The 24,245-nt window shown below is 69.9% G+C and carries 25 protein-coding genes; 7 read left to right on the plus strand and 18 right to left on the minus strand.

Annotation, left to right across the window (positions count from 1 at the left end):
• Position 1: 1 nt before the first annotated feature.
• The 6 genes from ffh to ftsY form a co-directional block, all read right to left on the minus strand.
• Positions 2–1,543 carry a signal recognition particle protein gene (gene ffh / locus ABD798_RS30120; protein ID WP_344882246.1) on the minus strand — a complete coding sequence of 514 codons (1,542 nt, stop codon included), beginning with the start codon at positions 1,541–1,543 and terminating at the stop codon, positions 2–4.
• Positions 1,544–1,580: 37 nt separating this feature from the next.
• Positions 1,581–2,171, minus strand: a complete 591-nt coding sequence (locus ABD798_RS30125; protein WP_344882249.1) for an AAA family ATPase — start codon at positions 2,169–2,171, stop codon at positions 1,581–1,583.
• Between the two features lie 336 nt (positions 2,172–2,507).
• Positions 2,508–4,862, minus strand: coding sequence for a [protein-PII] uridylyltransferase (locus tag ABD798_RS30130; RefSeq protein ID WP_344882252.1), 2,355 nt, complete (start codon positions 4,860–4,862; stop codon positions 2,508–2,510).
• Positions 4,863–4,928: 66 nt separating this feature from the next.
• Positions 4,929–5,267: a P-II family nitrogen regulator gene (locus ABD798_RS30135; protein ID WP_344882255.1), complete on the minus strand. Its 339-nt coding sequence runs from the start codon at positions 5,265–5,267 to the stop codon at positions 4,929–4,931.
• Positions 5,264–6,604 (minus strand): ammonium transporter, encoded by a 1,341-nt coding sequence (locus tag ABD798_RS30140; protein ID WP_344882258.1) that lies wholly within the window; start codon positions 6,602–6,604, stop codon positions 5,264–5,266. The genes ABD798_RS30135 and ABD798_RS30140 overlap by 4 nt, the downstream gene beginning before the upstream one ends.
• A 184-nt stretch (positions 6,605–6,788) precedes the next feature.
• On the minus strand, positions 6,789–8,099 hold the full coding sequence (ftsY, locus tag ABD798_RS30145) for a signal recognition particle-docking protein FtsY (RefSeq protein ID WP_425549309.1): 1,311 nt from the start codon (positions 8,097–8,099) through the stop codon (positions 6,789–6,791).
• Positions 8,100–8,228: 129 nt separating this feature from the next.
• On the opposite strand from ftsY, the gene ABD798_RS30150 reads away from it, so the two are divergent.
• The 3 genes from ABD798_RS30150 to ABD798_RS30160 all read left to right on the plus strand — a co-directional run bounded on the left by ABD798_RS30150 (position 8,229) and on the right by ABD798_RS30160 (position 11,416).
• The gene (locus ABD798_RS30150) at positions 8,229–9,461 is read left to right on the plus strand and encodes an anhydro-N-acetylmuramic acid kinase (RefSeq protein WP_344882261.1); all 1,233 of its coding nucleotides are present in this window, start codon (positions 8,229–8,231) and stop codon (positions 9,459–9,461) included.
• 44 nt (positions 9,462–9,505) lie between these two features.
• On the plus strand, positions 9,506–11,002 hold the full coding sequence (locus ABD798_RS30155) for a sodium:solute symporter (RefSeq protein WP_344882264.1): 1,497 nt from the start codon (positions 9,506–9,508) through the stop codon (positions 11,000–11,002).
• A gap of 93 nt (positions 11,003–11,095) precedes the next feature.
• A complete protein-coding gene (locus tag ABD798_RS30160) occupies positions 11,096–11,416 on the plus strand; it encodes a GNAT family N-acetyltransferase (RefSeq protein WP_344882267.1) in 321 nt (106 codons plus the stop codon).
• On the opposite strand, the gene ABD798_RS30165 is transcribed toward ABD798_RS30160, so the two are convergent.
• From ABD798_RS30165 to ABD798_RS30175, 3 genes are all read right to left on the minus strand, one after another.
• Positions 11,413–11,862, minus strand: coding sequence for a hypothetical protein (locus ABD798_RS30165; RefSeq protein WP_344882270.1), 450 nt, complete (start codon positions 11,860–11,862; stop codon positions 11,413–11,415). The genes ABD798_RS30160 and ABD798_RS30165 overlap by 4 nt on opposite strands.
• A gap of 16 nt (positions 11,863–11,878) precedes the next feature.
• A complete protein-coding gene (locus ABD798_RS30170; protein WP_344882272.1) occupies positions 11,879–13,438 on the minus strand; it encodes a phytoene desaturase family protein in 1,560 nt (519 codons plus the stop codon).
• Between the two features lie 67 nt (positions 13,439–13,505).
• On the minus strand, positions 13,506–13,925 hold the full coding sequence (locus tag ABD798_RS30175) for a hypothetical protein (protein ID WP_344882275.1): 420 nt from the start codon (positions 13,923–13,925) through the stop codon (positions 13,506–13,508).
• 312 nt (positions 13,926–14,237) lie between these two features.
• On the opposite strand from ABD798_RS30175, the gene ABD798_RS30180 reads away from it, so the two are divergent.
• Positions 14,238–14,534: a hypothetical protein gene (locus ABD798_RS30180; protein ID WP_344882278.1), complete on the plus strand. Its 297-nt coding sequence runs from the start codon at positions 14,238–14,240 to the stop codon at positions 14,532–14,534.
• 110 nt (positions 14,535–14,644) lie between these two features.
• Here the strand turns inward: ABD798_RS30180 and ABD798_RS30185 are convergent, their stop codons facing one another.
• From ABD798_RS30185 to ABD798_RS30210, 6 genes are all read right to left on the minus strand, one after another.
• Complete coding sequence (locus tag ABD798_RS30185; protein WP_344882281.1) at positions 14,645–15,058, minus strand: LppU/SCO3897 family protein; 414 nt, start codon at positions 15,056–15,058, stop codon at positions 14,645–14,647.
• A gap of 106 nt (positions 15,059–15,164) precedes the next feature.
• Positions 15,165–15,545 (minus strand): LppU/SCO3897 family protein, encoded by a 381-nt coding sequence (locus ABD798_RS30190; protein ID WP_344882283.1) that lies wholly within the window; start codon positions 15,543–15,545, stop codon positions 15,165–15,167.
• A 29-nt stretch (positions 15,546–15,574) separates the two neighbouring features.
• Positions 15,575–19,174 (minus strand): chromosome segregation protein SMC, encoded by a 3,600-nt coding sequence (smc, locus tag ABD798_RS30195; RefSeq protein WP_344882287.1) that lies wholly within the window; start codon positions 19,172–19,174, stop codon positions 15,575–15,577.
• Positions 19,175–19,315: 141 nt separating this feature from the next.
• Positions 19,316–19,681 carry a winged helix-turn-helix transcriptional regulator gene (locus ABD798_RS30200; protein ID WP_344882290.1) on the minus strand — a complete coding sequence of 122 codons (366 nt, stop codon included), beginning with the start codon at positions 19,679–19,681 and terminating at the stop codon, positions 19,316–19,318.
• A 35-nt stretch (positions 19,682–19,716) separates the two neighbouring features.
• A complete protein-coding gene (locus ABD798_RS30205; RefSeq protein ID WP_344882293.1) occupies positions 19,717–20,010 on the minus strand; it encodes an acylphosphatase in 294 nt (97 codons plus the stop codon).
• Positions 20,011–20,049: 39 nt separating this feature from the next.
• Positions 20,050–20,421, minus strand: coding sequence for a hypothetical protein (locus ABD798_RS30210; RefSeq protein ID WP_344883725.1), 372 nt, complete (start codon positions 20,419–20,421; stop codon positions 20,050–20,052).
• Positions 20,422–20,470: 49 nt separating this feature from the next.
• Here ABD798_RS30210 and ABD798_RS30215 point away from each other — a divergent pair, with 49 nt between their 5' ends.
• Genes ABD798_RS30215 through ABD798_RS30225 form a run of 3 tightly spaced genes read left to right on the plus strand, consistent with a single transcriptional unit; the run spans position 20,471 to position 22,104 of the window.
• Positions 20,471–20,812, plus strand: coding sequence for a CAP domain-containing protein (locus ABD798_RS30215; protein WP_344883656.1), 342 nt, complete (start codon positions 20,471–20,473; stop codon positions 20,810–20,812).
• Positions 20,809–21,264: a hypothetical protein gene (locus ABD798_RS30220; RefSeq protein WP_344882296.1), complete on the plus strand. Its 456-nt coding sequence runs from the start codon at positions 20,809–20,811 to the stop codon at positions 21,262–21,264. Before ABD798_RS30215 ends, ABD798_RS30220 begins: the two co-directional genes overlap by 4 nt.
• Before the next feature lie 54 nt (positions 21,265–21,318).
• Complete coding sequence (locus ABD798_RS30225) at positions 21,319–22,104, plus strand: maleylpyruvate isomerase family mycothiol-dependent enzyme (protein WP_344882299.1); 786 nt, start codon at positions 21,319–21,321, stop codon at positions 22,102–22,104.
• Positions 22,105–22,123: 19 nt separating this feature from the next.
• On the opposite strand, the gene ABD798_RS30230 is transcribed toward ABD798_RS30225, so the two are convergent.
• From ABD798_RS30230 to ABD798_RS30240, 3 genes are all read right to left on the minus strand, one after another.
• Positions 22,124–23,173: a PPE domain-containing protein gene (locus ABD798_RS30230; protein WP_344882303.1), complete on the minus strand. Its 1,050-nt coding sequence runs from the start codon at positions 23,171–23,173 to the stop codon at positions 22,124–22,126.
• A 61-nt stretch (positions 23,174–23,234) separates the two neighbouring features.
• Complete coding sequence (locus ABD798_RS30235; protein ID WP_344882306.1) at positions 23,235–23,798, minus strand: DUF3558 domain-containing protein; 564 nt, start codon at positions 23,796–23,798, stop codon at positions 23,235–23,237.
• A 26-nt stretch (positions 23,799–23,824) separates the two neighbouring features.
• Positions 23,825–24,157, minus strand: a complete 333-nt coding sequence (locus ABD798_RS30240; protein ID WP_344882309.1) for a hypothetical protein — start codon at positions 24,155–24,157, stop codon at positions 23,825–23,827.
• Positions 24,158–24,245: the final 88 nt, after the last annotated feature.

Raw genomic sequence — 24,245 nt, forward strand, 5'->3', positions numbered from 1 at the left:
CCTAGTCCTTTTTCTTCTTCTTGCCGAAGTTCAGCTTCGACGGGTCGAACCCGGCGGGCAGCTGGTCGAGGCCCGCGAGGCCCGGCGGCAGCTGGTTGAGGCCGGGGGGCATCCGGGAGAGGTCGGGCATGCCGGCGGGCAGAGCGCCACCGGTGTTGTTCTTGGGCCCGAACTTCTTGCCCTTCTTCCCCTTCTTGCCCTTGAGCTTCTTGGAGGCGCCACCGCCCGCGCCGGGCAGGCCGAAGCGGCCGGCCATCTGCTTCATCATCTTGCGGGCGTCGAAGAAGCGGTTGACCAGGTCGTTGATCTCGCTGACCGCCACGCCGGAGCCGTTGGCGATGCGCAGCCGCCGGGAGGCGTTGATGATCTTCGGGTCGGCGCGCTCGGCCGGGGTCATGCCGCGGATGATCGCCTGGAGCCGGTCCAGGTGCCGCTCGTCGACCTGGGCCATCGCGTCCTTCATCTGGCCCGCGCCCGGCAGCATCCCCAGCAGGTTGGCGATCGGGCCCATCTTGCGGATGGCCAGCATCTGCTCGAGGAAGTCCTCCAGCGTCAGCTCGCCGGAGCCGATCTTGGCGGCGGTCTGCTCGGCCTGCTGGGCGTCGAAGACCTGCTCGGCCTGCTCGATCAGCGAGAGGACGTCGCCCATGCCCAGGATGCGGCTGGCCATCCGGTCGGGGTGGAAGACGTCGAAGTCCTCCAGCTTCTCGCCGCTGGAGGCGAACAGGATCGGCTGGCCGGTGACGTGCCGGACCGACAGCGCGGCACCACCGCGGGCGTCGCCGTCGAGCTTGGTCAGCACCACGCCGGTGAAGCCGACGCCGTCGCGGAAGGCCTCGGCGGTGGTGACCGCGTCCTGACCGACCATCGCGTCGACGACGAACAACACTTCATCGGCGCGGATGGCAGTACGAATATCCCGGGCCTGCCGCATCAGCTCCTCGTCCACGCCGAGGCGACCGGCGGTGTCGACCAGCACCAGGTCGTGCTGGGCCCTGCGGGCCTCCTCGATCGCGCGGCGGGCCACGTCGACCGGGTCGCCGACGCCGTTGCCGGGTTCGGGCGCGTAGACCGGGACCCCGGCGCGCTCGCCGACGACCTGGAGCTGGTTGACCGCGTTGGGGCGCTGGAGGTCGCAGGCGACCAGCAGCGGGGTGTGGCCCTGACCGGCGAGGAACTTGGCCAGCTTGCCCGCGAGGGTGGTCTTACCGGCACCCTGCAGACCGGCGAGCATGATCACCGTCGGCGCGGTCTTGGCCAGGTTCAGCCGCCGGGTCTCGCCGCCGAGGATCGTCACGAGCTCCTCGTTGACGATCTTGACGACCTGCTGGGCCGGGTTCAGGGCCTCGGAGACCTCCGCGCCCTTGGCCCGCTCCTTGACCTGCGCGATGAACTGCCGCACCACGGGCAGCGCGACGTCGGCCTCCAGCAGCGCGATGCGGATCTCGCGGCAGGTGGCGTCGATGTCGGCGTCGGAGAGGCGCCCCTTGCCGCGCAGGTTCTTCAGTACCGTTGTGAGACGGTCGGAGAGGGTGTCGAACACGGGTTTCGGGCTCCAGCCAGGTGAGGTCTGCTCAGGCTCAGTCGGGTCTCAGGGTAGCCGGAAGCCGGAACTCGACCCTGACCCGCTCGTCGATGTCGTGCCGCCGCAGCACGCACACCTTCCGCCAGCCGGGGAAGGTGTAGCCCGCGCGCAGCCTCCTGCGGATGCCGGAAGCCCTGCGGACGTGCTTGGCGAAGGACTCCGCGGGCAGCACCCGTCCCCTGCTGTGCTGGCCCGCCAACGCCTCGACCGCGCTGACGTCCAACCACACGAACGTGCCGGGACGACGGGTCAGCACGCGCAGCGCGGCGATCCACACGCGCGTGCTCACGCGCGTCGCGGGCTCGTGCACGACGACGGCGCCCCTGGCCGTTGCGGCGTACCAGACGAGCCGCGCGTGGTGAGTGATGTGCACGAGCGGCCTGTACAGCCGGTAGGGCACCGGCCCGAAGGCTTCACGCAGCGGGCGGCGAACCTGGTCGGAGTCGAGCACCTTCACGTGCGCGGGCACGTCGGCCCTGCGGAGCAGTTCGGACTTCCCCGCTCCCGGAAGTCCCGCGAGCAGCACCAAGTCTCGACCGCCGACCGTGAAGACGGCGGGCGCTCTGCGGGTTCTCGACGCTTCCACTACTCGGCAACGAGTGATGGCCACGGAGACGTTCCAGGCGCGTGCGAATTGTGATTGATGACCGTTTTCTAACAGCTCCGCGCAACCTCCGCACAGGCGGGTCTTCGGAAGGAAAAGCGCCCGTGGTGGGAGGCGGTCCAGACCCCCGAGGTCCGAACCGCGCCCACCACGGGCGCCGCGACGCACTCCATCCCCGCCTCCGCGCCGGCTCCGCCACACCCCCGTGTCGGCGGTTTCCGCGCGACCCTCACCCGCGAACGGCACAGGTGAGGCCCAGTGCCTCCGCCTGTTCGACGGTGCACGCGCAGGCGCATGACGCGGTTGGCCAGAAAAACTTCAGCGGGCCGCGGCGAGCACCGCGCGCTCGATCGACCTCCGCGCCGAGATGTCCCCGTCAAGGCAGAACGCATCGATCACCGTGCCGCCCAACGTGGACACCCGAGCCCACCGCACGTTCACCGAGCAGGACTCCAGTGCGGCGGCGACGCGGTGCAGCAGGCCGATGCGGTCGGTGGCACGGAGTTCGAGCACCACGGCACCCGATGCCTCGTCGTCGAACCACAGCACCTTGGGCGGGGCCACTTCTTCCGGCGGTCCGCCGTAGTCGCGTTCCTTCGCCGCCAAGCGGTCCTTCAGTGGCAGTGACCCGTCGAGGGCTCGGCGCAGCTGTTCCTGCAACAGCGACGGATCAGGCAACGTGCCGAATCGCGGCGAGACGGTGAACGTCTCCACGGCTGCCTTCTCGTGCCCGTGCAACACCGCCGCGTGCACTTCGAGCGAGTTGAGCGCCAGCACTCCGGCGACCCTGGAAAGCAATCCGGGGCGATCCGGCGCGAACACGGTCACGGTCGCGCTGGGGCCGTCTTCGGCCACAAGCACCTTCGGGCGCCCAGACTCCAATGCGGCGACCGCGAGTTCTCGTTGGTCTTCAGGGAGCGGTTCGGGCTCCGGTAGTGGATCGCCCGCCATAGCCGCGCGGCAGCGGCCTACAAGGTCCGCGATGAGCGCTGCTTTCCAATCGGTCCAAACGCCGTGCCCTGTGGACAGGGAGTCGGCTTCGGCCAACGCGTGCAGCAACTCCAACAGCACCGAGTTGCCTTCGAGCGTCTCTACGACACGGTGCACCGTCGCGGGGTCTTCGACGTCGCGGCGCGTTGCGGTGTGCGGGAGCAGCAAGTGGTGTCGCACGGCGTCCGAGACGAGCTTGACGTCGTTGGGCCACAAACCGATGCGTTCGGCCACCTGTGTCGCCAGCGCGGCACCGACGACGGAGTGGTCGGACTGCTCGGGGTCGCGACGACCGATCGTGACGCCCTTACCAAGGTCGTGCACCAAAGCTATGAGCAGCAACAGGTCTGGCCTGGACACCCGGGTCGCGAGGCGTGCCGCGTGCACGACGGTCTGCACGAGGTGCCGGTCTACCGTCCACATGTGCGCGGCGTCGCGCGGGGGCAGATCGCGGACCGAGCCCCACTCCGGGATCAGTCTGCCCCACAGCCCCGTGCGGTCGAGCGCTTCGACCACGTCTACAAGGCCGCGACCGCAACTCAACAGCGACAGCAGCTCTTCGCGGGCCGCGCGGGGCCACGGCTTGCGCAGCTCTGGCGCGGAGTCCGCGAGCTTGGCGAGAGTGCCCGCAGAGATCGGGCTGTTGGTGCGCGCTGCTGCTGCCGCCACACGCAGCAGCAGCGCGGGATCACGGTGAGGCACTGCGTCTCGTGCAAGCGCAACTTCTCCCCCGTGGAGCACAACGCCCTCGTCCAGCGGCCTACGCGCAGGGCGGCGCTGCCACGGCGTAAGGACACCGAGCGTGCGTTTCGGCGCTGCGGCTCGCGCGGTGCGCAGTGCGCCTTCGAGCGCGAAGCTCACCGTGCGCCCGGCGCTCGAAATCGCCCGCGCGAGCTCGAAACGGTCGGCCAAGCCCAATGCGGACGCAACGTCATCGCCATCCTGTGCGCGCAGAACGTCCTGTGGGCGCGCGCTGATGCGGTGTAGCTCCGTGCGCGCGTCGAGCAGCAACGCGTGCGCGCCGGAAATGTCGGCGGCGGGACGGTCCACGACCTGGGCCGCCGCGAGCGCGTCGAGCAGCTGGAGATCGCGCAGACCGCCCTTGCCGTGCTTGAGGTCCGGCTCGACGCGGTGGGAGATCTCGCCGCTGCGGTGCCACCGCTCGGCAGCGGATTCGGCCAGCTCGTCGAGCCTGCCGCGAATGCCGGAGCGCCACGCCTGCCTGGTCGTGGCGGACAGCCGCTGCGTGATCTCCGCGTCCCCGGCGATGTGCCGGATCTCCAGCAGCCCCAACGCGACGCGGAGGTCCGTCCCCGCCGCGCGCTTGCCCTCGGCGACCGTGCGCACCGAGTGGTCGAGACCGATGCCGGAGTCCCACAGCGGGTACCAGACGCGATCGGCCAGCTCAGCGATGTCCGATCGTCCACTGTGGACGATGATGAGGTCGAGGTCGGAGCGCGGGGTCAGCTCACGCCTGCCGAGCGCACCTACCGCGACCAGCGCGGTGCCAGGGCCAACAAGCCCCGCAGAACTCGCGTGAGCGCTCAGCCAGAAGTCGTGCAGGTCGACCAGTGCGCCGCGCAGCTCCTCCGGCGCCAACCTGCGCTGCCCTGGCGCGGGGGTGAACAGCAGCCCCCTGGCGCGGACCAGGTCCTCAGCGGCTCCACCGCTCACGGTCGTCATCTCCCCCGCCACCCCTCAACAGAGCAGCGGGTGCGCCCCGATGACCGGAGCGCACCCGCGACTGGCTTAAAGCGCGTCGTTGCCACGTTCTCCGGTACGAACGCGGACCAGGGTCTCCACAGGGGTCACCCAGACCTTGCCGTCGCCGATCTTCCCGGTGCGCGCCGCCGCGACGACGGCGTCGACGACCTTGCCCACGACCTCGTCGTCCACCAAGACCTCGACGCGGACCTTGGGCACGAAGTCGACCGCGTACTCCGCGCCGCGATAGACCTCCGTGTGGCCCTTCTGCCTGCCGTATCCCTGCACCTCGCTGACGGTCATGCCGAGCACGCCGAGCTGCTCCAGTGCGCTCTTGACGTCGTCCAGGGTGAACGGCTTGACGATGGCGGTCACCAGCTTCATGGCTTGCTCTCCTCAAGGGCCGGGGAGGACGGGGTGGTCACGCTCGCGGCACGGCCGGAACCACGGCCACCGAAGGAGACCAGCTCGTAGGCGCTCTCCGCGTGCTCGGACTCGTCGATGCCGGTCACCTCGGCCTCCGCGTCGACGCGGAACCCGACCGTGTACTTGATCGCGAGGCCGATCAGCAGGCTGAGCACGAAGGAGTAGACCAGCACCGCGCCCGCGCCGAGCGCCTGCTTGCCGAGCTGGTCGAAGCCGCCGCCGTAGAACAGCCCGTCGATCCCGGCCGGAGCGGACTTCGACGCGAACAGACCGATCAGCAGGGTGCCCGCGAGGCCGCCGACGAGGTGCACGCCGACCACGTCGAGCGAGTCGTCATAGCCCAGCTTGTACTTCAACGGCACCGCGAGGGCGCACAGCACGGCAGCGATGAAACCGACGGCGATCGAGCCCAGCGGCGTCACGGAGTTCGCGGCCGGAGTGATCGCGACCAGGCCCGCGACGATGCCGGAGGCCGCGCCGAGCGTCGTGGCGTGACCGTCCCGGATGCGCTCCACGACCAGCCAGCCCAGCGTGGCGGCGGCGGTGGCGACGAGGGTGTTGATGAAGGCGACACCGGCGGTCCCGTTGGCCGCGACGGCGGAACCCGCGTTGAAGCCGAACCAGCCGAACCACAGCAGGCCCGCGCCGAGCACCACCAGCGGCAGGTTGTGCGGCTTCATCGGCTCCTTGGGCCAGCCCTTGCGCTTGCCCAGCACCAGCGCGAGGGCGAGCGCGGCGGCTCCGGCGTTGATGTGCACCGCCGTGCCACCGGCGAAGTCAAGCGCGCCGAGGGTGTTGGCGATCCAGCCGCCCGGGTCCACGACGTTGCCCGCCGCGTCCTTGCCGTCGAAGTCGAAGACCCAGTGCGCGACCGGGAAGTACACGACGATCGACCACACGGCGGCGAAGAGCAGCCACGGGCCGAAGCGGGCGCGGTCGGCGATGGCACCGGAGATCAACGCGACGGTGATGATGGCGAACATCGCCTGGAAGGCCACGAACGCGGTGGTGGGAATCGTGCCGAACAACGAGTCGGCGCCGAGCAGTCCCTCCAAACCGAAGAACTCGAACGGTTTTCCGAGAAGGCCGCCGCCGACATCTGTGCCGAAAACGGTGGAGTAACCGATGAGCACCCACAGAACGCCGACGACGGCGATGCTGCCGAGGCTCATCATGAGCATGTTCAGCACGCTCTTCGCGCGCACCATGCCGCCGTAGAAGAACGCGAGCCCTGGTGTCATGAGCAGCACCAACGCGGCACTGATCAGCACCCAGGCGGTGTCGCCGGAGTTCATAGGTAGTCCTTCCGCTGCCTGCCCCATTCGCATGAGCAGCATCGGAAGGCGGTGTTTCACCCGGCGACGCGCGAGGTTTCCCCGAAGTGAACTGTCGGCCTTCTTCTGTTACGTCCAGGTTGCGCGCGGCGCCGCGTTCTCGACGACGCCGCGAAACCCGTCCGCAACCCCAGCCTTCGGAGAGTCAGCGCAGAAGTGCGTCCACGAAGGCGGTGGGCTCGAAGGGCGCGAGGTCGTCGGCGCCCTCGCCGAGGCCGACCAGCTTCACCGGAACGCCCAGCTCGCGCTGCACCTGGAAGACGATGCCGCCCTTGGCGGTGCCGTCGAGCTTGGTCAGCACGACACCGGTGACCTCGACGACGTCGGAGAACACGCGTGCCTGGGTCAGGCCGTTCTGGCCGGTGGTCGCGTCGAGCACGAGCAGGACCTCGTCCACCTCGGCCTGCTTGGAGACCACGCGCTTGACCTTGCCCAGCTCGTCCATCAGGCCGGTCTTGGTGTGCAGCCGGCCAGCGGTGTCGATGAGGACCGCGTCGACCTTGGCCTCGATACCGCGCTTCACCGCGTCGAAGGCGACAGCGGCCGGGTCGGCACGCTCGGCCCCGCGCACGACCTCGGCGCCCGCACGCTCGCCCCAGGTCGCCAGCTGCTCAGCCGCTGCGGCGCGGAAGGTGTCCGCCGCGCCGAGCAGAACAGTGCGGCCATCGGCGACCAGCACTCGGGTGAGCTTGCCGGTCGTGGTGGTCTTGCCGGTGCCGTTCACGCCCACGACGAGCACCACGGCAGGACGGCCGTCGTGCGGCAGCGCGCGCACCGAGCGGTCCATCTCCGGGTGCAGCGCGTCCACGAGCACCTCGCGCAGCAGGCCCTTGACCTCGTCGGAGGTGCGCACGCCGCGCGCGGTGATCTCCTTGCGCAGCCGCTCGATGACCTCGTTCGCGGTGGTCGAGCCGAGGTCCGCCATCAGCAGCGTGTCCTCGATGTCGGTCCAGGAGTCCTCGTCGAGGTCGCCCGCGCCGAGCAGGCCCAGCAGGCTCTGCCCCAGCGTCGACCGGGACCGCGACAGCCGTCCGCGCAGCCGCTCCATCCGGCCTTCGGTCGGCTCGATCTCGTCGACGACCGGCTCCGGCTCGGGCTCGGGCGCTGCGACCGGCACGGGCGTTTCTGGCAGCTCCACGTCGACGATGCCGCGACGCGGGGTGTCCCTCGGAACAGCGGCGTCGTCGCCGACACCGGGCTGGCCGTCGGTCTCCGTGCGCTCGGTGACCGGGTGCTTCGCTTCGGTGGTCCCCGACGAGAAACCGATGGCGCCCTTGGTCTTGTAGGTGTCCTTGCCCGTGGTCGGCGGCACGCCCTCGGGGCGGTCCTCGGCGAGGCTGACCCGCCTGCGCCTGGCCAGCACCAGTCCGGTCACCAGAGCGATGACGAGCACGGCGACGACGCCGAGAACGACCCAGATCAGGGGGCCGCTCCAGAACGACGGCTCGGCGGGCACGGGCACGGCAGGCACGGACTCAACAGGCACGTCGCTATCCTCGCACTCCCCTCCGGGCGGGCTCACAACCTGGCCTCAAAGCAGGCCAGGTGCTTGCGAAAAGATTCACCATGGTTTAGACCTCTTTCCGTGAAATCTTGGCGGGTGCTCGGGCTGATCTCCGGCACGTCGATGGACGGCATCGACGTGGCGGTGGCCGAGTTCTGCCTGCGCGAGGACGCCCCCGGCGGACCGGTCGTCGAGCTGCTGCCGCTCGGCGCGATCGAGGTCCCCTACCCCGAGCCGCTGCGCCGGGACCTGGTCGCCGCGCTGCCGCCGGCCGACTGCTCAGCCGAGCGGCTGTGCGTGCTGGACACGCTGGTCGGCCAGGCCTTCGCCGACGCCGCCCGCAAGGGCGTCGCCGAGCTCGGCTGCGGCGAGGTCGACCTGATCGCCTCGCTCGGCCAGACCATCTACCACTGGGTGGACGGCCGCACCTGCAAGGGAACGCTCCAGCTCGGCCAGCCCGCGTGGATCGCGGAGGCGACCGGTGCCCCGGTGGTCGCCGACCTCCGCGTGCGCGACGTCGCCGCGGGCGGGCACGGCGCTCCGCTGGCGAGCCTGCTGGACGCGCTCTGGCTCACCCCGGCCAACGCCGGGGACGTGGCGGTCGCGCTGAACATCGGCGGGATCGCCAACATCACCGTGGTCGGCGGGACGCATGCCCCGCTGGCTTACGACACGGGTCCGGGTAACGCTCTGCTGGACGCCGCTTGCCGCCTCGCCGCGGACAGCGGGCTCCAGTACGACGAGGGGGGCCGGCTCGCCGCCAACGGCTCCCCTCACCCGGACCTGCTGTCCCGCCTGCTGGCCGACCCGTACTACGCGGCGGCGCCGCCGAAGTCGACCGGCAAGGAGCACTTCCACGCCGACCACCTGCGCGCCGCGCTGGACGGCCTCGCGGAGATCCCGCTCCCGGACCTGCTGGCCACGCTCGTCGAGCTGACGGCGATCACCGTTGCCGACGCGTGCCGCGACCACGGAGCCACCCGCGTCGTCGCCTCCGGCGGTGGCGTCCGCAACGCGACCCTGATGGCCGCGCTCGATCGCCACCTCGGCGAGATCGAGCTGGCCACCAGTGAGTCCTTCGGCATCGCGGCGGATGCCAAGGAGGCGTACCTGACCGCGCTGCTGGGCTTGCTGACCTGGCACGGTCTGCCCGCGAACCTGCCGACCGCGACCGGGGCGAGCGGCCCCCGCGTGCTCGGCTCGATCACCCCGGGCAGGCGTCCGCTCCAGCTGCCAGAACCCTCCAGCACGCCGCCGAGACGGCTGCGCGTGCTCCAGCTGGCCGACCGGACCCCGATGCCGCGTCACGGCTGAGCAGTACCCGCACGTCACGTCCCCCGGAGTCCGCAGGAGAGGCCATGCACGCTCTCGATCTGATCATCGTCGCGGCGTTCCTGATCGGTATGCCGCTGCTCGGAGTGCTCTTCGGGGGGCGGCAACGCTCCTCGAAGGACTACTTCGTCAGTGACAAACCGATGTCATGGTGGGTGGTCTGCCTCTCGGTGGTCTCCGCCGAGACCAGCGCGCTGACCGTGATCAGCGTGCCCACCGTCGCGTACCTGGGCACGTTCACCTTCCTCCAGCTGGCCATCGGCTACCTGCTCGGGCGCATCGTGGTGGCCTTCGTGCTGCTGCCCAAGTACATGAGCGGCAACCTGGTCACCGCCTACGCCTACCTGGGCAAGCGCTTCGGCTCGAAGCTGCAGAGCACCGCGTCGGTGACGTTCCTGTTCACCCGCCTGCTCGCCGACGGCCTGCGGCTGTTCGCCACCGCGATCCCGATCAAGGTGCTGCTGGCCGCCTACGACATCAACGCCCCGTACTGGGCGATCTGCCTGGTCACCGGCGTCGGCATGCTCGTGTTCAGCTACATCGGCGGCGTGCGCGCGGTGGTCTGGGTGGACGCGGTGCAGCTCGGCGTCTACGTCATCGGCGGCCTCGCGGTGATCGCCGTGCTCGCGGGCAAGCTCCCCGACGGCTGGCTCGGCCAGGCCTTCGAGGCGGGCAAGTTCCAGATCTTCGACTTCGGCGCGGACATCCTGACCAGCCCGTACGCGATCATCACGGCGGTACTCGGCGGTGCGGTGCTGTCCATGGCCTCGCACGGCTCCGACCAGCTGATCGTGCAGCGGCTGATGTCCTGCAAGGACCTCAAGGACAGCCGCAAGGCGCTGATCGGCTCCGGCGTGATCGTGTTCTTCCAGTTCGGCCTGTTCCTGCTGATCGGCGTGATGATCTGGGCGCTGTTCAAGGGCGCCACCCCGGCGTCGATGGGCATGGCCGCCAGCGACGAGCTGTTCCCGCACGTGATCATCAACGTGCTCCCGCCCGGCGTCTCCGGCTTCATGCTGGCCGCGATCCTGGCGGCGGCGATGAGCTCCTCGCTCAACGCGCTGGCCTCCTCCACCGTCACCGACGTGATCCAGAAGGTCTCCAAGCGCACCTTCACCGACGCGGAGATCCTGCGCCAGGGCAAGATCTGGACCGTGGTCTGGGCCGGCCTGCTGATCGGCTTCGCCTCGCTGTTCACCAGCAAGAACAACCCGATCGTCGAGCAGGGCCTGTCGATCACCGGCTACACCTACGGCGCGCTGCTCGGCTCGTTCCTGCTCGGCCTGATCTTCAAGAAGGCCAGGCAGAGCGACGCGCTGGTGGCGTTCGTGGTGACCGTGCTCGGCATGGCCACGATCATCCTCACGGTGAAGTTCCCGGTCGGCGCGAAGGAACTGGCGCTGGCCTACCCGTGGTACCCGCCGCTGGGCGTGCTGATCACCCTGGTGGTCGGCGGGCTGATGTCCTTGCGGCACAGCACGAACGCGCCGGAGTCGGTCGAGGCGGAACTGCCCGCCAAGTAACCCCTCCACGATGCCGGGCACGCGCTGGAATGGCGAGCGCGTGCCCGGCATTGCATGCTCCACACGCAGTGGTTCACGGCGAGAGGAGCAGCCATGGATGTCGTGGTCACCGAGGTGGCGGCACGCACCCGGTTCGAAGCCCGCGTCGGCGACGCGCTCGCCGGACACCTGGAGTACGCCCGGCTCGGCGGCAAGGTCCTGCTCACGCACACCGAGGTCGAGGCCGCGTTCGAGGGCCAGGGCGTCGGCGGAGAGCTGGCGAAGGCCGCGCTCGACTTCGCCCGCGCCGACGGGCTGGTCGTCCGCCCGCTATGCCCGTTCGTGGCCGGCTGGGTTCGCCGCCACACCGACTACGTCGACCTGATCGACCCCGTCGACCGCATGCGCGTCATGGCCGCGGCCAAGGTCGACTAGAGCAGCACCGCGGCGAGCACGGCCAGGGTGATCGCGATGATGGCGACGATCACCAGCGGTGCGGCGACGACCGGCAGGAGCGCTCGCAGACCACCTGTGCGAGGACGGGTGGTGGCGAGCGCTCCGGGCCCGGACGAGGTCCACGGCGGCGCGTAGAACAGCTCCGCACTGCCACCGGCCGGCACCAGGACGATGGTGCGCGCCTCCCCGTAGACCGTCTCCTCGTGCTCGCCCTCTCCCAGGAAGGCCGCTTCCGCCCTGCTGACCCCGGCCGAGACCTCGTAGGAGCCCTCGGGCAGCTCGAAGGCCGCGGTCCCGCCCCAGTCGGCCAACTGGCCGCGGTCGGCGACGAGCACCCTCGCACCCGAGGTGTCGTTGGACAGCTCGCGCTGCAGTCGGCGGTGGTAGGTGGCGTGCACGATCAGCATTCCGCTCTCCGCGCTCACACCACCAACCCTACGTCTAGACGATCTTGCCCGGTTGTCTAGGCCTGGCCTCCAGCACAGCGTTCGAAGCGTGCCAGCCGCCGAGGCCGCTCACTCCGCCGCCGCGACGGGTGCCAGCACCGGCCAGCAGAACCCGGCTCGACCCGGAAACCTCGACGCCCCAGCGCTGTGCGGGCGTGTCGGCGGGCTCGTCGTCGGAGAGCCACGGCCAGTCCAGGTCACCGTGGAAGATGTGCCCGCCGGGCATGCCCAGGTCGCGCTCCAGGTCCAACGGGGACTCAGCCGCCAAGCACGGCCGCCCGTCGGCGTCCACGGCGAGGCAGTCCTCCAGCGGCTTGGCGAGGTGCTTCTGCAACGCCGCGACAGCAGCCTCCGTCGCCCGCTCCCGCGCACCGTCCACAGTGAACAGACGCGCGGGCGCGTGCAGCCCGAACAGCGTGAGCGTGTGGAAACCGTGCTCGGCCAGCTCCCCCAGGATGCTCGAATCGGTCAGCGAGTGGCAGTACACCTCGCACGGCAACGGATCGGCCACAGTGCCGTCCTGCGCGAGGCGGTGGGCCCGCTCCAGGTCCGCGTAGCCCTCCTCCAGGTGCAGCGTGCCCGCGAAGGCCACCCGGGGATCGACACCGCTTCGCAGTCGCGGGAGCCGCTTGAGGAGCATGTTCACCTTGAGCTGGCTGCCCTCCGGCTTCTCCGCGGCCCTGCCGAGCAGTTCGTCCACAGTGGACGGAGCGACCGCGCACAGCACCCGCCGCGCCGAGCTGGCCCCGGCCTCGGTCACCACCTCGACGTGATCACCGTGCTCGTGCAGCGCCAGCACCGGGGTGGACGTGGTCAGCTTGACGCCCGCCTCGACCGCGGCGAGTTCGAGCGCGTCGGCCAGCGCGCCCATCCCCCCGACGGGCACGCGCCACTCCCCGGTGCCGTTGCCGATCACGTGGTAGGCGAAGCAGCGGTTGGCGGCGGAGTCGTGCAGCGACGCGTTGGTACCGATGAGCCCGTCCGTGGCCACCACACCGCGCACCAGGTCGTCGGCGAACTCGCGCTCCAAGACCTCGCCGAGCGGCCGCTCCACCAGGTCGTCCCAAGTGGACGGATCGACCTCGGCGCGCAGCTCGGAGCGCCGCCGCAGTGGACCGAGCAACGCCGGGCCGAGGGCCGCGCCGAACGCGGAAACCCTGTCGTAGAAGGAGGTCCACGCCCGCCACGCCTCGCCGGAACCGGTCAGCTCCGCGAAGGACGCCTCCGTGGCCGCGCCCGGATCGCGCTCGACGAGCAACCCCGTCGGTCGGCCGTCGCGAACGGTCGGCGTGTAGGAGGACACCGCGCGCGAGCGCAGCTCCAGCCGCAGCCCCAACTCCGCCGCGAGCGCGTCCGGGAACAGGCTCACCAGGTAGGAGTACTTCGACAGCCTCGCGGGCAGGCCGGGGAAGACGCGCTTGCCGACGGAAGCGCCGCCCACGTGCTCCGCGCGCTCCAGCAGCCGCACCGACAGACCGGCCCTGGCCAGCAGGATCGAGGCGACCAGGCCGTTGTGCCCGCCACCGACAACCACGACGTCATCGTCACAGCGCATGCGCCGATCTTCGCCGAGGACGACACCCTCCGGCCAGGACCACCCGGGGCTTTCCGGATCGCCAGGCTCAGAGGAGCAGGGTGAACAGCAGCAGCATCAGCACCGCGACACCGATCGCGACGACGTTGACGATGATGCCCGGCGTCATCGGACGCGTCGGCCCCATCGCGCCCGCGATGAAGATGTAGGCGGGCGCGCGGTAGCACACCGGCTGCACCTGGCCGGGGTGCACCGGAATGGTCACGCTGGCGACACCTCGCGGCTTGCCCATGTACTGGAACCCGACCTGGACGGTGTGCTGCCCGGCCGGGAGATCGATCGGCATCTGGCCCCATTCCACCTGCCGGGCCTGACCATTGATCACCACGGTCGGTTTGATGAAGAACAGGAACCAGTTCATCGGGTTGAACGAGATGTCCAGCAGCACGCGCCCGAAACCCGGCTGCGGCGGCATCGGCTGCTGAGGATAGGGCTGCTGCGGGTACATGCGCACAAGGTAATGGTCCCAGGGGACAGAAGTCACAGCGCCCCCGGAGCGTGATCGCCTCCGACCCCTACCACGTCGTGCAAGCCCACCTGACAAGAACGCCATGAACACCCTCTGAAGGAATGGATTTGGCACCAAGAACGTAGATACCGCTTGCCCAAATCCGCCCCAAAGTTGACCATCAGAGCGCAGACACGAAGTAAGCGAAGCAGCGCACCAGGGGAGCCTGGAGAACTTTTCTCTTGGCTAGGGAGGCGGCCTTCGCACATGGGAGGAAAAGTGAAGCTCAGTAGAACAGCGACCACTGTGGCCATGGTCATCGCACTGGCCGGCCTCGGCAACGCCACAGCACAGGCCGCACCTCAGAACGCGGCACCGGCGTCTTATTCAATGAGCGAGGGTATTGTTCCGGCACCTCCGGAGTGCAAGGCCAGCGATCTGTACAACGGCTCACACTGGTGGAAGTACCTGCGAACCACCTTGGTCAACAACTTCAAGGAGCGCTGGCGCCAGGAAACTCACCAGTTCTTCTACAGCCACTGGGTGGCGGGCTCCTTGCCCGTTCCCGTCGGAGGAACCAGCTGCACCCTCCCTCGCGAGTACTACTGATGGGCAGGCCCTCGGTGGACGGTGTCCACCGAGGGCTCTTCGGCGTACACCAGTGATCAAACAATGGGCCCGGCACGGATAACTCGTGCCGGGCCCTTACGCGACAACAGCTATGGCTTCAGCGTCTCCAGGCAGAGGAAGTTGCCGTTGCCGCCCCTGGTACCTTCCCAGTAAACGTACTGCGCGGCCGGGAACGGCTGGCAGATCGCACCGTCCGCGCCTGCCTCCGTCTGCTTCTTGTCCTCGATGCGGCCCACGATCTTGTAGGTGGCGCCAGGACCGCAGTCGGCCTTCTTGATGCTGTCGGCCGACTTCGGGTCATCCGTGATCTGTCCAGCAAGACAGTCACCGACCTTGGAGGAGCTGCCGACCGAGTTGAAGTAGCCGTAGACACCGAACCCGATGACCGCGAGCGGCACCAGGATCGAAATGATCAGCTTCACCGGCGACCGCTTCTTCTTCGCGGGCTGCTGCTCGGCGGCGGCGGGCTGAGTCGGGTCCGGCATGTTCTGAGGAGTGCTCACTGGACTTCTTTCCAAGAGATGTGAGATCCGCGTCAAGCGGGCGCTCATCATGCATGGAAATGGACAAAAAAGGAACTGTTTTCAGATGTGCGTTGCGCCATCGGGGCTACGGCCGGTACGGCTCCAAGCAGAGCAGGTTCCCCGAGGAGTCATCGCCCTCCCAGTAGGTGACCGCGGTGGTCGGGAAGCGCTCGCACGGCTTGGCGTCGTTGATCTCGGCCTTCTTCCTGCCCTCCAGCCGCCCGACGACGCGGTAGTCGGCGGCCTCCCCGCAGGCGATCTTGACCATCGGCGAGTCCGGCGTCTCGCCGTCGCTGAGGCAGTCGCCGACCTTGGCCGTGCCCGCCGAGGTGACGTAGAAGTACACGCCGACGCCGATCACCAGCAGCGGCACGACGATCGCGACGACCAGCTTCACCGACGAACGCCGCCGATGATCCGCTCGCGGGATCGAGCGTCCTGCGAGCGCGTCCTGCGGAGTGTCCACTCCGGTCTCTCCCTGGGGTGCGTTGGTTCTCACTCGGCGACGGGCGCGGCGGCGGGCCGCTGCAGGCGCTGCGAGATCACCTGGGTGATGCCGTCACCGCGCATGGTCACGCCGTAGAGCGCGTCGGCGATCTCCATGGTCGGCTTCTGGTGGGTGATGACGATCAGCTGCGACTTCTCCCGCAGCTGCTCGAAGAGGCTGATCAGCCTGCGCAGGTTGGTGTCGTCCAGCGCGGCCTCGACCTCGTCCATCACGTAGAACGGCGAGGGGCGGGCGCGGAAGATCGCCACCAGCATCGCCACCGCGGTCAGCGACTTCTCGCCACCGGAGAGCAGCGACAGCCGCTTGACCTTCTTGCCCGGCGGCCGCGCCTCGACCTCGACGCCCGTGGTGAGCATGTCGTCCGGGTCGGTGAGCAGCAGCCTGCCCTCACCGCCGGGGAAGACGGTGCTGAAGACGGTCTCGAACTCGCGCGCCACGTCCTCGTAGGCCGAGGTGAAGACCTCCAGGATCTTGTCGTCGACCTCCTTGACCACGGTCAGCAGGTCGCGACGGGTGTCCTTGATGTCCTCCAGCTGCGTGGAGAGGAACTTGTAGCGCTCCTCCTGCGCGGCGAACTCCTCCAGCGCCAGCGGGTTGACCTTGCCCAGCAGCGTCAGGTCCTTCTCCGCGCGCTTGGCCCTGCGCTCCTGGGTGGCGCGGTCGAAGGGCAGCGGCGGGGGCGGGCTGACGTCCTCGCCCCGCTCCTTGGCCGCCTCGTACTCGGCCACCTCGGGCGCGCTCGGCGGGACGGGCACCATCGGCCCGTACTCCTCGACCAGGTCGTCCAGGCCGATGCCGAAGTTCTCGGTGATCTTCGATTCCAGCTGCTCGATCCGCAGCCGCTGCTCCGCCCGCAGCACCTCGTCCCGGTGCACGGCGTCGACCAGCTTCTCCAGCTCGCCGGAGAGTTCGCGGACCCGGCCACGCACCTTGTTCAGCGCGGCCTCGCGTTCGGTGCGCCGGGACTGCGCCTCGTCGCGCTCGGTCGCGGCCCGCGTCAGCGACAGCGCGATGCGCTCCAGCGCGGTCTCACCACCGCGCACCACGGCCTCGGCGACCACCGCGCTGCGCACCCGCGCCGCCCGTGCCCGCTCGGCCCGCTCGCGCGCATCGCGCTCGTTGCGCGCGGCCCTGCGCAGCTGGTCGGCCTTGCCCAGCAGCGCGCGGGCCCGCTCCTCGGAGGTCCGCAGCACCAGCCGCGCCTCGACCTCCTCCTGGCGCGACGCGGCGAGCTGGATGGCGATCTCGTCCCGGCGCTGGGTGTCCGGCTCCTCGTCGTAGACCTGCTCGGACTCGGCGGTGAGCAGCCGCTCCTCCAGCTCGGAGAGCTTGCTCAGCGCGTCCTCGCGGGCCTGTTCCACCTTCTCCCGCTGCCCGGCGAGGCGTTCGGCCTCCGCCTGCGCGGCGCTGGCGGCCTTGGCCATCCGCGACAGCCGCTCGGTGCTGCGCGCCCGCTGCACGCGCGAGTCATTGACCAGTTCCTGGACCTCGGCGACCGCCGCGCGGCGCACCTTCTCGTCCTCGCGGGCGCCCTGCAACGCGGCTCCGGCGTGCTCCAGCGCGCGCTCGGCCTCGGTGAGCTTGTCCCGCGCCTCGTCGACAGCGGCCTGCACCTCGATGACGCTCTGGCTGCGCCCGGAACCGCCGACGGCCCAGTCCACGCCGAGCACGTCGCCCTCGACGGTGGCGGCGCGCACGCCGGGGAAGCGCTCGACCAGCGCTCGCGCGGCGGGCAGGTCGTCGACGACGGCGAGCTTCTCCAGCGCGCGGGTCAGCGCGGGGCGCAGCGACTGCGGCGCCTGCACGAGGTCCACCGCCCAGCGCGCGCCGTGCGGCAGCACCGGCCACGCCGAGCGCTCCGGCTGGACGCCTCCGCCGATCAGCAGCCCTGCCCGCCCGGAGTCCGAGGCACGCAGAAGTTCAAGCGCCGCAACGGCGTCCGAGGGCGCGGCGACCGCGACCGCGTCGGCGATGGCACCCAGGGCCGCCGCGAGGGCGACCTCGGCGCCGGGCTCCACGGTCATCAGCGCGGCGACCGACCCGAGCAGGCCGGGCAGCCTCGCCGCAGACGCCAGCAGCGCGCCGGCCCCGTCCTTGCGGTTGAGCCCCAGCGACAGCGCGTCGACACGGGCCTTCCAGGAGGCGATCTCCCGCTCGGCCTTGCGCTCGGCGGCGACCAGCTCCTCCACCCGCGCCCGCGCCTGGCGGTGCTCCTCGACCGCGGCGTCCTTGCGCCCGGCCAGCCCGGTGTCGGCGTCCTCCTCGACACCGGTCTCCGCCCGCGTCTCCTCGAACTCCAGCTGGGCCTGCTCGGCGCGCTCCCTGGCCTCGGCGAGCGCCACGGACATCCGCTCGATCTCCTCGGCGGTGGCGCCGGTCTTGCTGCGCAACGCCTCCACCTGGCCGCCCAGCCGGGCGAGGCCCTCGCGGCGGTCGGCGACGGCGCGCACGGCGGCCATGTGCTCGCGCTCGGCGGCCTTGAGCTCCTGCTCCAGCTCGGAGCGGGTCTCCAGCGCCGTGGACAGCAGCATCCTGGCCTGTTCGACGCCCTCTTGGAGCTCCAGCTCCTGCTCGGCGACCTCCTCGGCCTCCTGCTCCATCTCCTCCGGGTCCCGCCCGCCGCGGTGCTCCTCCAGCGGGGCGGTCAGGTGGCGGGCGCGTTCCTGGGCCAGCCGCACGGTCCCGCGCAGCCGCTCCTCCAGCGCGGAGAGCCGGTACCAGGTCTCCTGCGCGGCGGCCAGCAGCGGCGCGTCCTGGGCGAGGTTCTCCTCCAGCTCCGACTGCTCGTTCTGGCCGAACTGGAGCATCCGCTCCACCTCGGTGCGCCGCGCGCGGGCCTGCGCCTCGTCGGCCTGGTCCCTGGCCAGCTCCGAGCGCGCGTTGACCAGGTCGTCGGCGTAGATCCGCAGCCGCGCGTCACGCAGGTCGGCCTGCACGGTCTGGGCCTTGCGGGCGATCTCCGCCTGCTTGCCCAGCGGCTTGAGCTGGCGGCGCAGTTCGGCGGTGAGGTCGGTGAGCCGGGTCAGGTTGGCCTGCATCGCGTCGAGCTTGCGCAGCGCCTTTTCCTTGCGCTTGCGGTGTTTGAGCACACCGGCGGCCTCCTCGATGAAGGCCCGCCGCTCCTCCGGCTTGGACTGCAGGATCTCGGCGAGGCGGCCCTGGCCGACGATCACGTGCATCTCGCGGCCGATGCCGGAGTCCGACAGCAGCTCCTGCACGTCGAGCAGGCGGCAGCTGGTGCCGTTGATCTCGTACTCGCTGGCCCCGTCGCGGAAGATCCGCCGGGTGATCGAGACCTCGGTGTAGTCGATCGGCAGCGCGCCGTCGGAGTTGTCGATGGTCAGCGTCACCTCGGCCCGGCCGAGCGGGGCCTTGCCGGTGGTGCCGGCGAAGATGACGTCCTCCATCTTGCCGCCGCGCAGCGCCTTGGCGGCCTGCTGGCCCATCACCCAGGCCAGTGCGTCCAGGACGTTGGACTTGCCGGAGCCGTTCGGGCCGACGACGCAGGTGATACCCGGTTCGAAGCGCAGGGTCGTCGCCGAGGCGAAGGACTTGAAGCCCTTCAGCGTCAGGCTCTTGAGGTGCACGCGCGCCCGCTCCCGTGTCTGGTCCGGTTCCGGTGCCCGTGCTCGATCCCGCAAACGGATCTTCGGTCTCCGACCGGCGGCCGTGGTATCGGGGTGGAGGATAGCCGCAGGGCGCCCGCGCTCCGGCCAGGCGGCGCGCGCTCAGCGCGCCACGCGGGCCCTCGGGTAGGGCAGAAGCTCCGCGTCAGGGCCCGACCACCGCTCGCCGAAGCGCTCCAGCAGAGCCACCACTTCGCGCAGTTCTTCACCCTTGCGAGTGACTTCGTAGGCCCAGGCCATGGTCGAGCGGTGCATCCGAGGACGGCGCTCCAGGAAGCCGTACTCGATCATCCGCTGGAGCAGCTCCTTGGCCTGCTCCCGCCGCGAGCCCGCCGTGGCCAGCAGCTCCTCCTCGGTGCTGGCACCGGCGAAGACGTGCGCGAGCACGAGCAGGACCTCGAAGTCCCCGATCTCCTCCAGCGCGCCGGTGAGGGAGGCGGCTGCACCTGGCGGGTGCGACGTCGACATGCCTCAACTTTACTTGATCTTGCGGGGTGCTCGCGTCAGCGCTCGACGAAGGAACCGAGCCCGCCACGGGCCGCCGACCAGCGCTCCACCACCGCCGTGACGGTCCCCGGCGCGCCGTCGGAGCGCAGCAGGCCGAGCAACCGTTCGCATTCCGCCCTCGGCCCCTCCGCCGTGACCTCCACCCGGCCGTCCCGCAGGTTGGTCGCCGCCCCGACCAGGCCCAGCTCCAGCGCACGCGCCCGGGTCCACCAGCGGAAACCAACCCCCTGCACGCGGCCGTGCACCCACGCGGTCAGTCGCACGGAACCCACCTCGCTCATGCCACCCATCCTGGCGAACGCGAAGGGTTACCACGAACGAGGCATGTGTCACTCGATGGTGGTACGGTCCCGCGCCGTGGCCGGACAGCGCGCACGTCGCTCCTCCCTCGTGCCCGGACTGGTCGCGGTGCTGGTCGGCGCCGTGACGGCCGGGGCGACGACACTGCTCGGCGGGCAGGACCCGATCCTCCTCGCCGACAAGGACTCCACCAGGGCGATCACCGCCCCGGAAGATCCAGCCGAGGTCGGCGGGACGACACCGCCGCCGACCACGTCCCCGGTTCCCGGGACCACCGCGCCCACGACGACCGGGGGCACCTCCACGACCACCCCGCCGACTACTACGAGTAGCCGACCGTCGGAGTCCACCCCGGCGCCGCCGCCCGAACAGCCGAGCACCACCACACCCCGCCGCACCACCCAGGCACCGGCTCCGCCCCCTTCGGGACCAGCGGCAAAGGTCGCCGAACTGGTAAACCAAGCGCGAGCGGAAGCGGGCTGCTCGGCCCTGCGAATCGACGAGCGGTTGGCAAATGCCGCTCAACGGCACAGCTCCGATATGGCGGAGCGTAACTACTTCTCACACACCTCACCGGACGGCGCTTCGTTCGACGACCGGGCGCGCGCGGCTGGGTATCCACGGCCCGGCGGTGAAAACATCGCCAAAGGTCAACGTTCCGCCGAACAGGTCATGGAGTCGTGGATGCAGTCCTCCGGCCATCGGGCCAACATTCTGAACTGCCGGTTCACCGCGCTGGGCGTGGGTCTGGACACCCGGGGATGGGTGTGGACGCAGGTGTTCGGCAGGTGAGCGCCGATCCCGCCGCTCCCGCGCGGCAGGGCCAGCGCGTTCCGGGCGCCGCCGTGCTCGGAGCGGTCGCGCTGGCGACGGCGACCGTGTTCGCCACCATCGCCACGCTCGTCACCAGCTCCGCCGCGGAGCAGGGCCGCACGTCCGGCCGTGGCGACACCGTGCAGGGCGACCGCGTCTCCGACGCCCCCGCGATCCCGGGCCAGAGCACGACGACGACCCCCGGGGCCAGCACGACGTCCAGCACCACCACGAGCGGGACGTCCAGCACCACCACGCCGTCGACCACGTCCAGCGGCAGCACCACCCCACCGCCCGACCCGGGCAGCCCTCCCCCACCGCCGCCTCCGCCCCCGTCTTCCCCGCCGACGACAACCACGACGACCACGACGGCGAAACCCATCCCCACCACAACGTCCACCACCCCCACCACCCCGTCGAGCACGACCTGACCCCTTGGGGCAGAGGTGCGGGCGCGTGGGCGGTCGTGGTGCCACGCTGGAGGCATGGAGTGGTTGACGTGCTTCCAGCGTGAGGTCGCCGCCTTCGAGGACGCCCTGCGGCGCTCGGAGGGGTCCGGCGATGACGCCCCGATCGTGCCGACGTGTCCACAGTGGACGATCACGGACCTCGCGCTGCACCTCGGCTACGTGCACCGCGTAGTGACGTGGCTGGTCGACAAGCGGCTGACCAGCCCGCCCGACGTCAAGGGAACGCAGTTCCAGGTGGCCCACCCCGACTGGGAGCGGTGGCCGAGCCTCGACAGCGCGCCCAACCACGGGCCCGTGCCCTCCGGGCTGGCCGACTGGTTCGCGGAGGGCTCCGCAGCGCTGCACGACGCCTTCCGCGACTGCGACCCCGCGACGCCCGTGTGGACGTGGACCGCCGACCAGACCGCCGGGTTCTGGCAACGCATTCAGGTGACAGAGGCCGCCGTGCACCGGTGGGATGCCCAGAACGCGCTGGGTGAGGCTGCGCCGCTCGATGAGGAGCACGCCACGCACGCCATCACCGAGCACTTCGAGCTGCTCGTCCCCGCGTGGCGGCACCTCCGCCCCGCCGAGGACGGCACCGGTGAGCGCGTCCGCCTGACCGACGGCCACCACGCTTGGACCGCCGAGTTCACCGGCTCCGATACCCGCCTGATCGACGCCCCGGGCGACGTGGAGCTGGCCGGAACCTCTTCGGACCTGCTCCTGTTCCTGTGGAACCGCATCCCCGCCGAACGCCTCACGGTCACCGGCGACCGCACGGTCCTCGACCGCTACGCCAAGATCGTCCCGCCCGTGTGACTTCTGCGGTCGTGGGTCGTCACTCGCCGATCACGGGAGGCGCGACCATCGGCAGCTCACCGACGATGTCCTCAATGATGTCGTACTTGCGCTCATGCTCCTGGTCCTCTTCCTGCTGACCACTACCGAGCGCAGGCTGCATAAACCCCGGGCGAGCACCTGCCGCCGTCGCCGGCCGCACCGGCGGCGGGGTTGCTCTCGGCGGCTGACTCACCGACGGCGTGCTCAAGTTCACGCCCGGCCGATGCAGAAGCCCGCCCACCGCTGCACCAGAACCGCCTCCGACCGCCGCGCCAGGGCCCGCGACCGACCCCATGCCTCCGCCACCACCGCTAAGCGCAGGCGGCGGCGTAAAACTGGCCTGCTGCACCTCACCGAACTTCGGCCCCGGCACATCAAGGTTCTGACCACCACGCTGATCCGGAATCGGCATCGGAACACCCTCACCGCCCACGTCCTGGCCGATGTCCTGCCCCGCACCGATATCGCCGCCCCTGGGCCTGGTGATCGCCCTGCCACCGCCGCCAACCGGCGTCCCCGGCCTCGGATCACCCGGCGCTCCGCCACCACCGAACCGAGGCGGCTCGTCATAGTCCGGCACCGGCTTGTTCACCGCGTCCGCATACGCCTGCATCACCCGCGCCGCTTCGCGATGCGCCTCGTTCGCCGCACCCTCAAGGACTTCACGGTCCTGCTTCAACTGGAACAGATCCCGCAACGCGTTACTGGTACCCAGCTCCTCCAACGAAGGCACCTTCTTCGGCTCCGGCATCGAATTCCGCGCATGCACGAACGCACTCATCCCATCAAGAATGCTCGTCGTGCGCTCATTGGTGCGATTACCCGCCGCAGCGGTCCACGTCTGCAACGAACTGATCTTTCCGGTGGCCCGCTCAGCCGCCTCGCCCTCCCACACGGCACCCAGCTTGCCGAGCGCTTCACCGAGGCGTCGGTGAACACCCTCCAGCTTCCAGGCGAGATTGTTGGTGAAGGTGGCCGCAGGCTGATGCCCCGCAGGACCCGCCCCGCCGTGGATCGCCGTGTACAGCTCTTCGTGCGAGTAGCTCATCCACTTCCGATTAACGTCCACGCAGTCCCCCCGCGTCGTTGACTTCCGACTTCGTCCCTGCTCAGCCCTTGGCGAGGATGTTGCCCAGCGCCATCTCCAACCCTCGTGTGGCCCGGCGGCAAACCTCATCCTGAGGCAACGCGTGCTCTTCACCGAGGGTGGAGTAGCCTGCTCGCAGGACCTGCCCCTCTGACACCCCGATGTTCACTGAACAATGCGGCGACAGCGGCACGTACTCTTCTGGATGGACCTGAAAACCAGAAAATCCCAGAACACGAACCGAACGAACGACACCGTTCGCTTCACCAGGAGAAAAACTCCGCATATCGCGCCTCGTCATCACATAGAGACTCAAGGTAGTCGAGGCAGTGTGGTTATTGAAGTTGCAGGCATCTGATTCGAAGATCGGGTCTTCTCGGTGGTGCGGCGGCCTTGTGATCACGAGTTCGACCCGTTGAGCCTCGGTCAGCAGTTCACACGCCTTGAGACCGTCGATCTTCAGCTCGCGCGGCCGGTCGCCACCGCCGATGGTCGTACTGGACATCGGCTGCGGACTGGCCGTTCCAACATGGCTCGCAGTGCACCCAGCGGCTGACATGGCCGCCACGAACGCCACGGCGGCCATGCCGGAGGTGGACGAAGGTCGCACCGTCACCCTCCTGAAACGCTTCGACGGTTGACATCCTCGACTCGCGCATAGTGCCGCCTGGCGGTTTCAAGGCTGCTCACTGCCTTAGTCAGCTCGTCGCGCAGTTGCGCGGCAGCCCATATCGCTCCGCGCCCGCGAAGGTGACGCTCGCTGACCTCCTTGGCGAGCGCCTTACTGACATCGTCAGTCCCCATGAATCGGACCTCAGCAGCATCGTTGCCCTGCTCGACGAGGCCCCGAAGGTCGTCGAGGGCGTCCTTGAAGGCGGCGATGGCTGACGGGATCTGGTCGAGGTCGATGCGCCATCCCCCGACGCGCACGTACTGCTTGGACATGTGAGAACGCCTCCCCTGCGTCACTGGCCCGCGAGCAGGGTAACAACGCGCGCGAACGGCGGGGTGGCTCTCCGAATTGGCCCACGCG

This window comes from Allokutzneria multivorans (genome assembly GCF_039537405.1).
GTDB lineage: Bacteria > Actinomycetota > Actinomycetes > Mycobacteriales > Pseudonocardiaceae > Allokutzneria > Allokutzneria multivorans.

Excerpts from the sequence above, each read along its gene's own strand:
- ABD798_RS30130 (WP_344882252.1), bottom strand. The coding sequence starts at position 4,862 with ATGACGACCGTGAGCGGTGGAGCCGCTGAGGACCTGGTCCGCGCCAGG.
- ABD798_RS30135 (WP_344882255.1), bottom strand. The coding sequence starts at position 5,267 with ATGAAGCTGGTGACCGCCATCGTCAAGCCGTTCACCCTGGACGACGTC.
- ABD798_RS30140 (WP_344882258.1), bottom strand. The coding sequence starts at position 6,604 with ATGAACTCCGGCGACACCGCCTGGGTGCTGATCAGTGCCGCGTTGGTG.
- ABD798_RS30155 (WP_344882264.1), top strand. The coding sequence starts at position 9,506 with ATGCACGCTCTCGATCTGATCATCGTCGCGGCGTTCCTGATCGGTATG.
- ABD798_RS30160 (WP_344882267.1), top strand. The coding sequence starts at position 11,096 with ATGGATGTCGTGGTCACCGAGGTGGCGGCACGCACCCGGTTCGAAGCC.
- ABD798_RS30170 (WP_344882272.1), bottom strand. The coding sequence starts at position 13,438 with ATGCGCTGTGACGATGACGTCGTGGTTGTCGGTGGCGGGCACAACGGC.
- ABD798_RS30175 (WP_344882275.1), bottom strand. The coding sequence starts at position 13,925 with ATGTACCCGCAGCAGCCCTATCCTCAGCAGCCGATGCCGCCGCAGCCG.
- ABD798_RS30180 (WP_344882278.1), top strand. The coding sequence starts at position 14,238 with ATGGTCATCGCACTGGCCGGCCTCGGCAACGCCACAGCACAGGCCGCA.
- ABD798_RS30200 (WP_344882290.1), bottom strand. The coding sequence starts at position 19,681 with ATGTCGACGTCGCACCCGCCAGGTGCAGCCGCCTCCCTCACCGGCGCG.
- ABD798_RS30205 (WP_344882293.1), bottom strand. The coding sequence starts at position 20,010 with ATGGGTGGCATGAGCGAGGTGGGTTCCGTGCGACTGACCGCGTGGGTG.
- ABD798_RS30225 (WP_344882299.1), top strand. The coding sequence starts at position 21,319 with ATGGAGTGGTTGACGTGCTTCCAGCGTGAGGTCGCCGCCTTCGAGGAC.
- ABD798_RS30230 (WP_344882303.1), bottom strand. The coding sequence starts at position 23,173 with ATGAGCTACTCGCACGAAGAGCTGTACACGGCGATCCACGGCGGGGCG.
- ABD798_RS30235 (WP_344882306.1), bottom strand. The coding sequence starts at position 23,798 with ATGGCCGCCGTGGCGTTCGTGGCGGCCATGTCAGCCGCTGGGTGCACT.
- ABD798_RS30240 (WP_344882309.1), bottom strand. The coding sequence starts at position 24,157 with ATGTCCAAGCAGTACGTGCGCGTCGGGGGATGGCGCATCGACCTCGAC.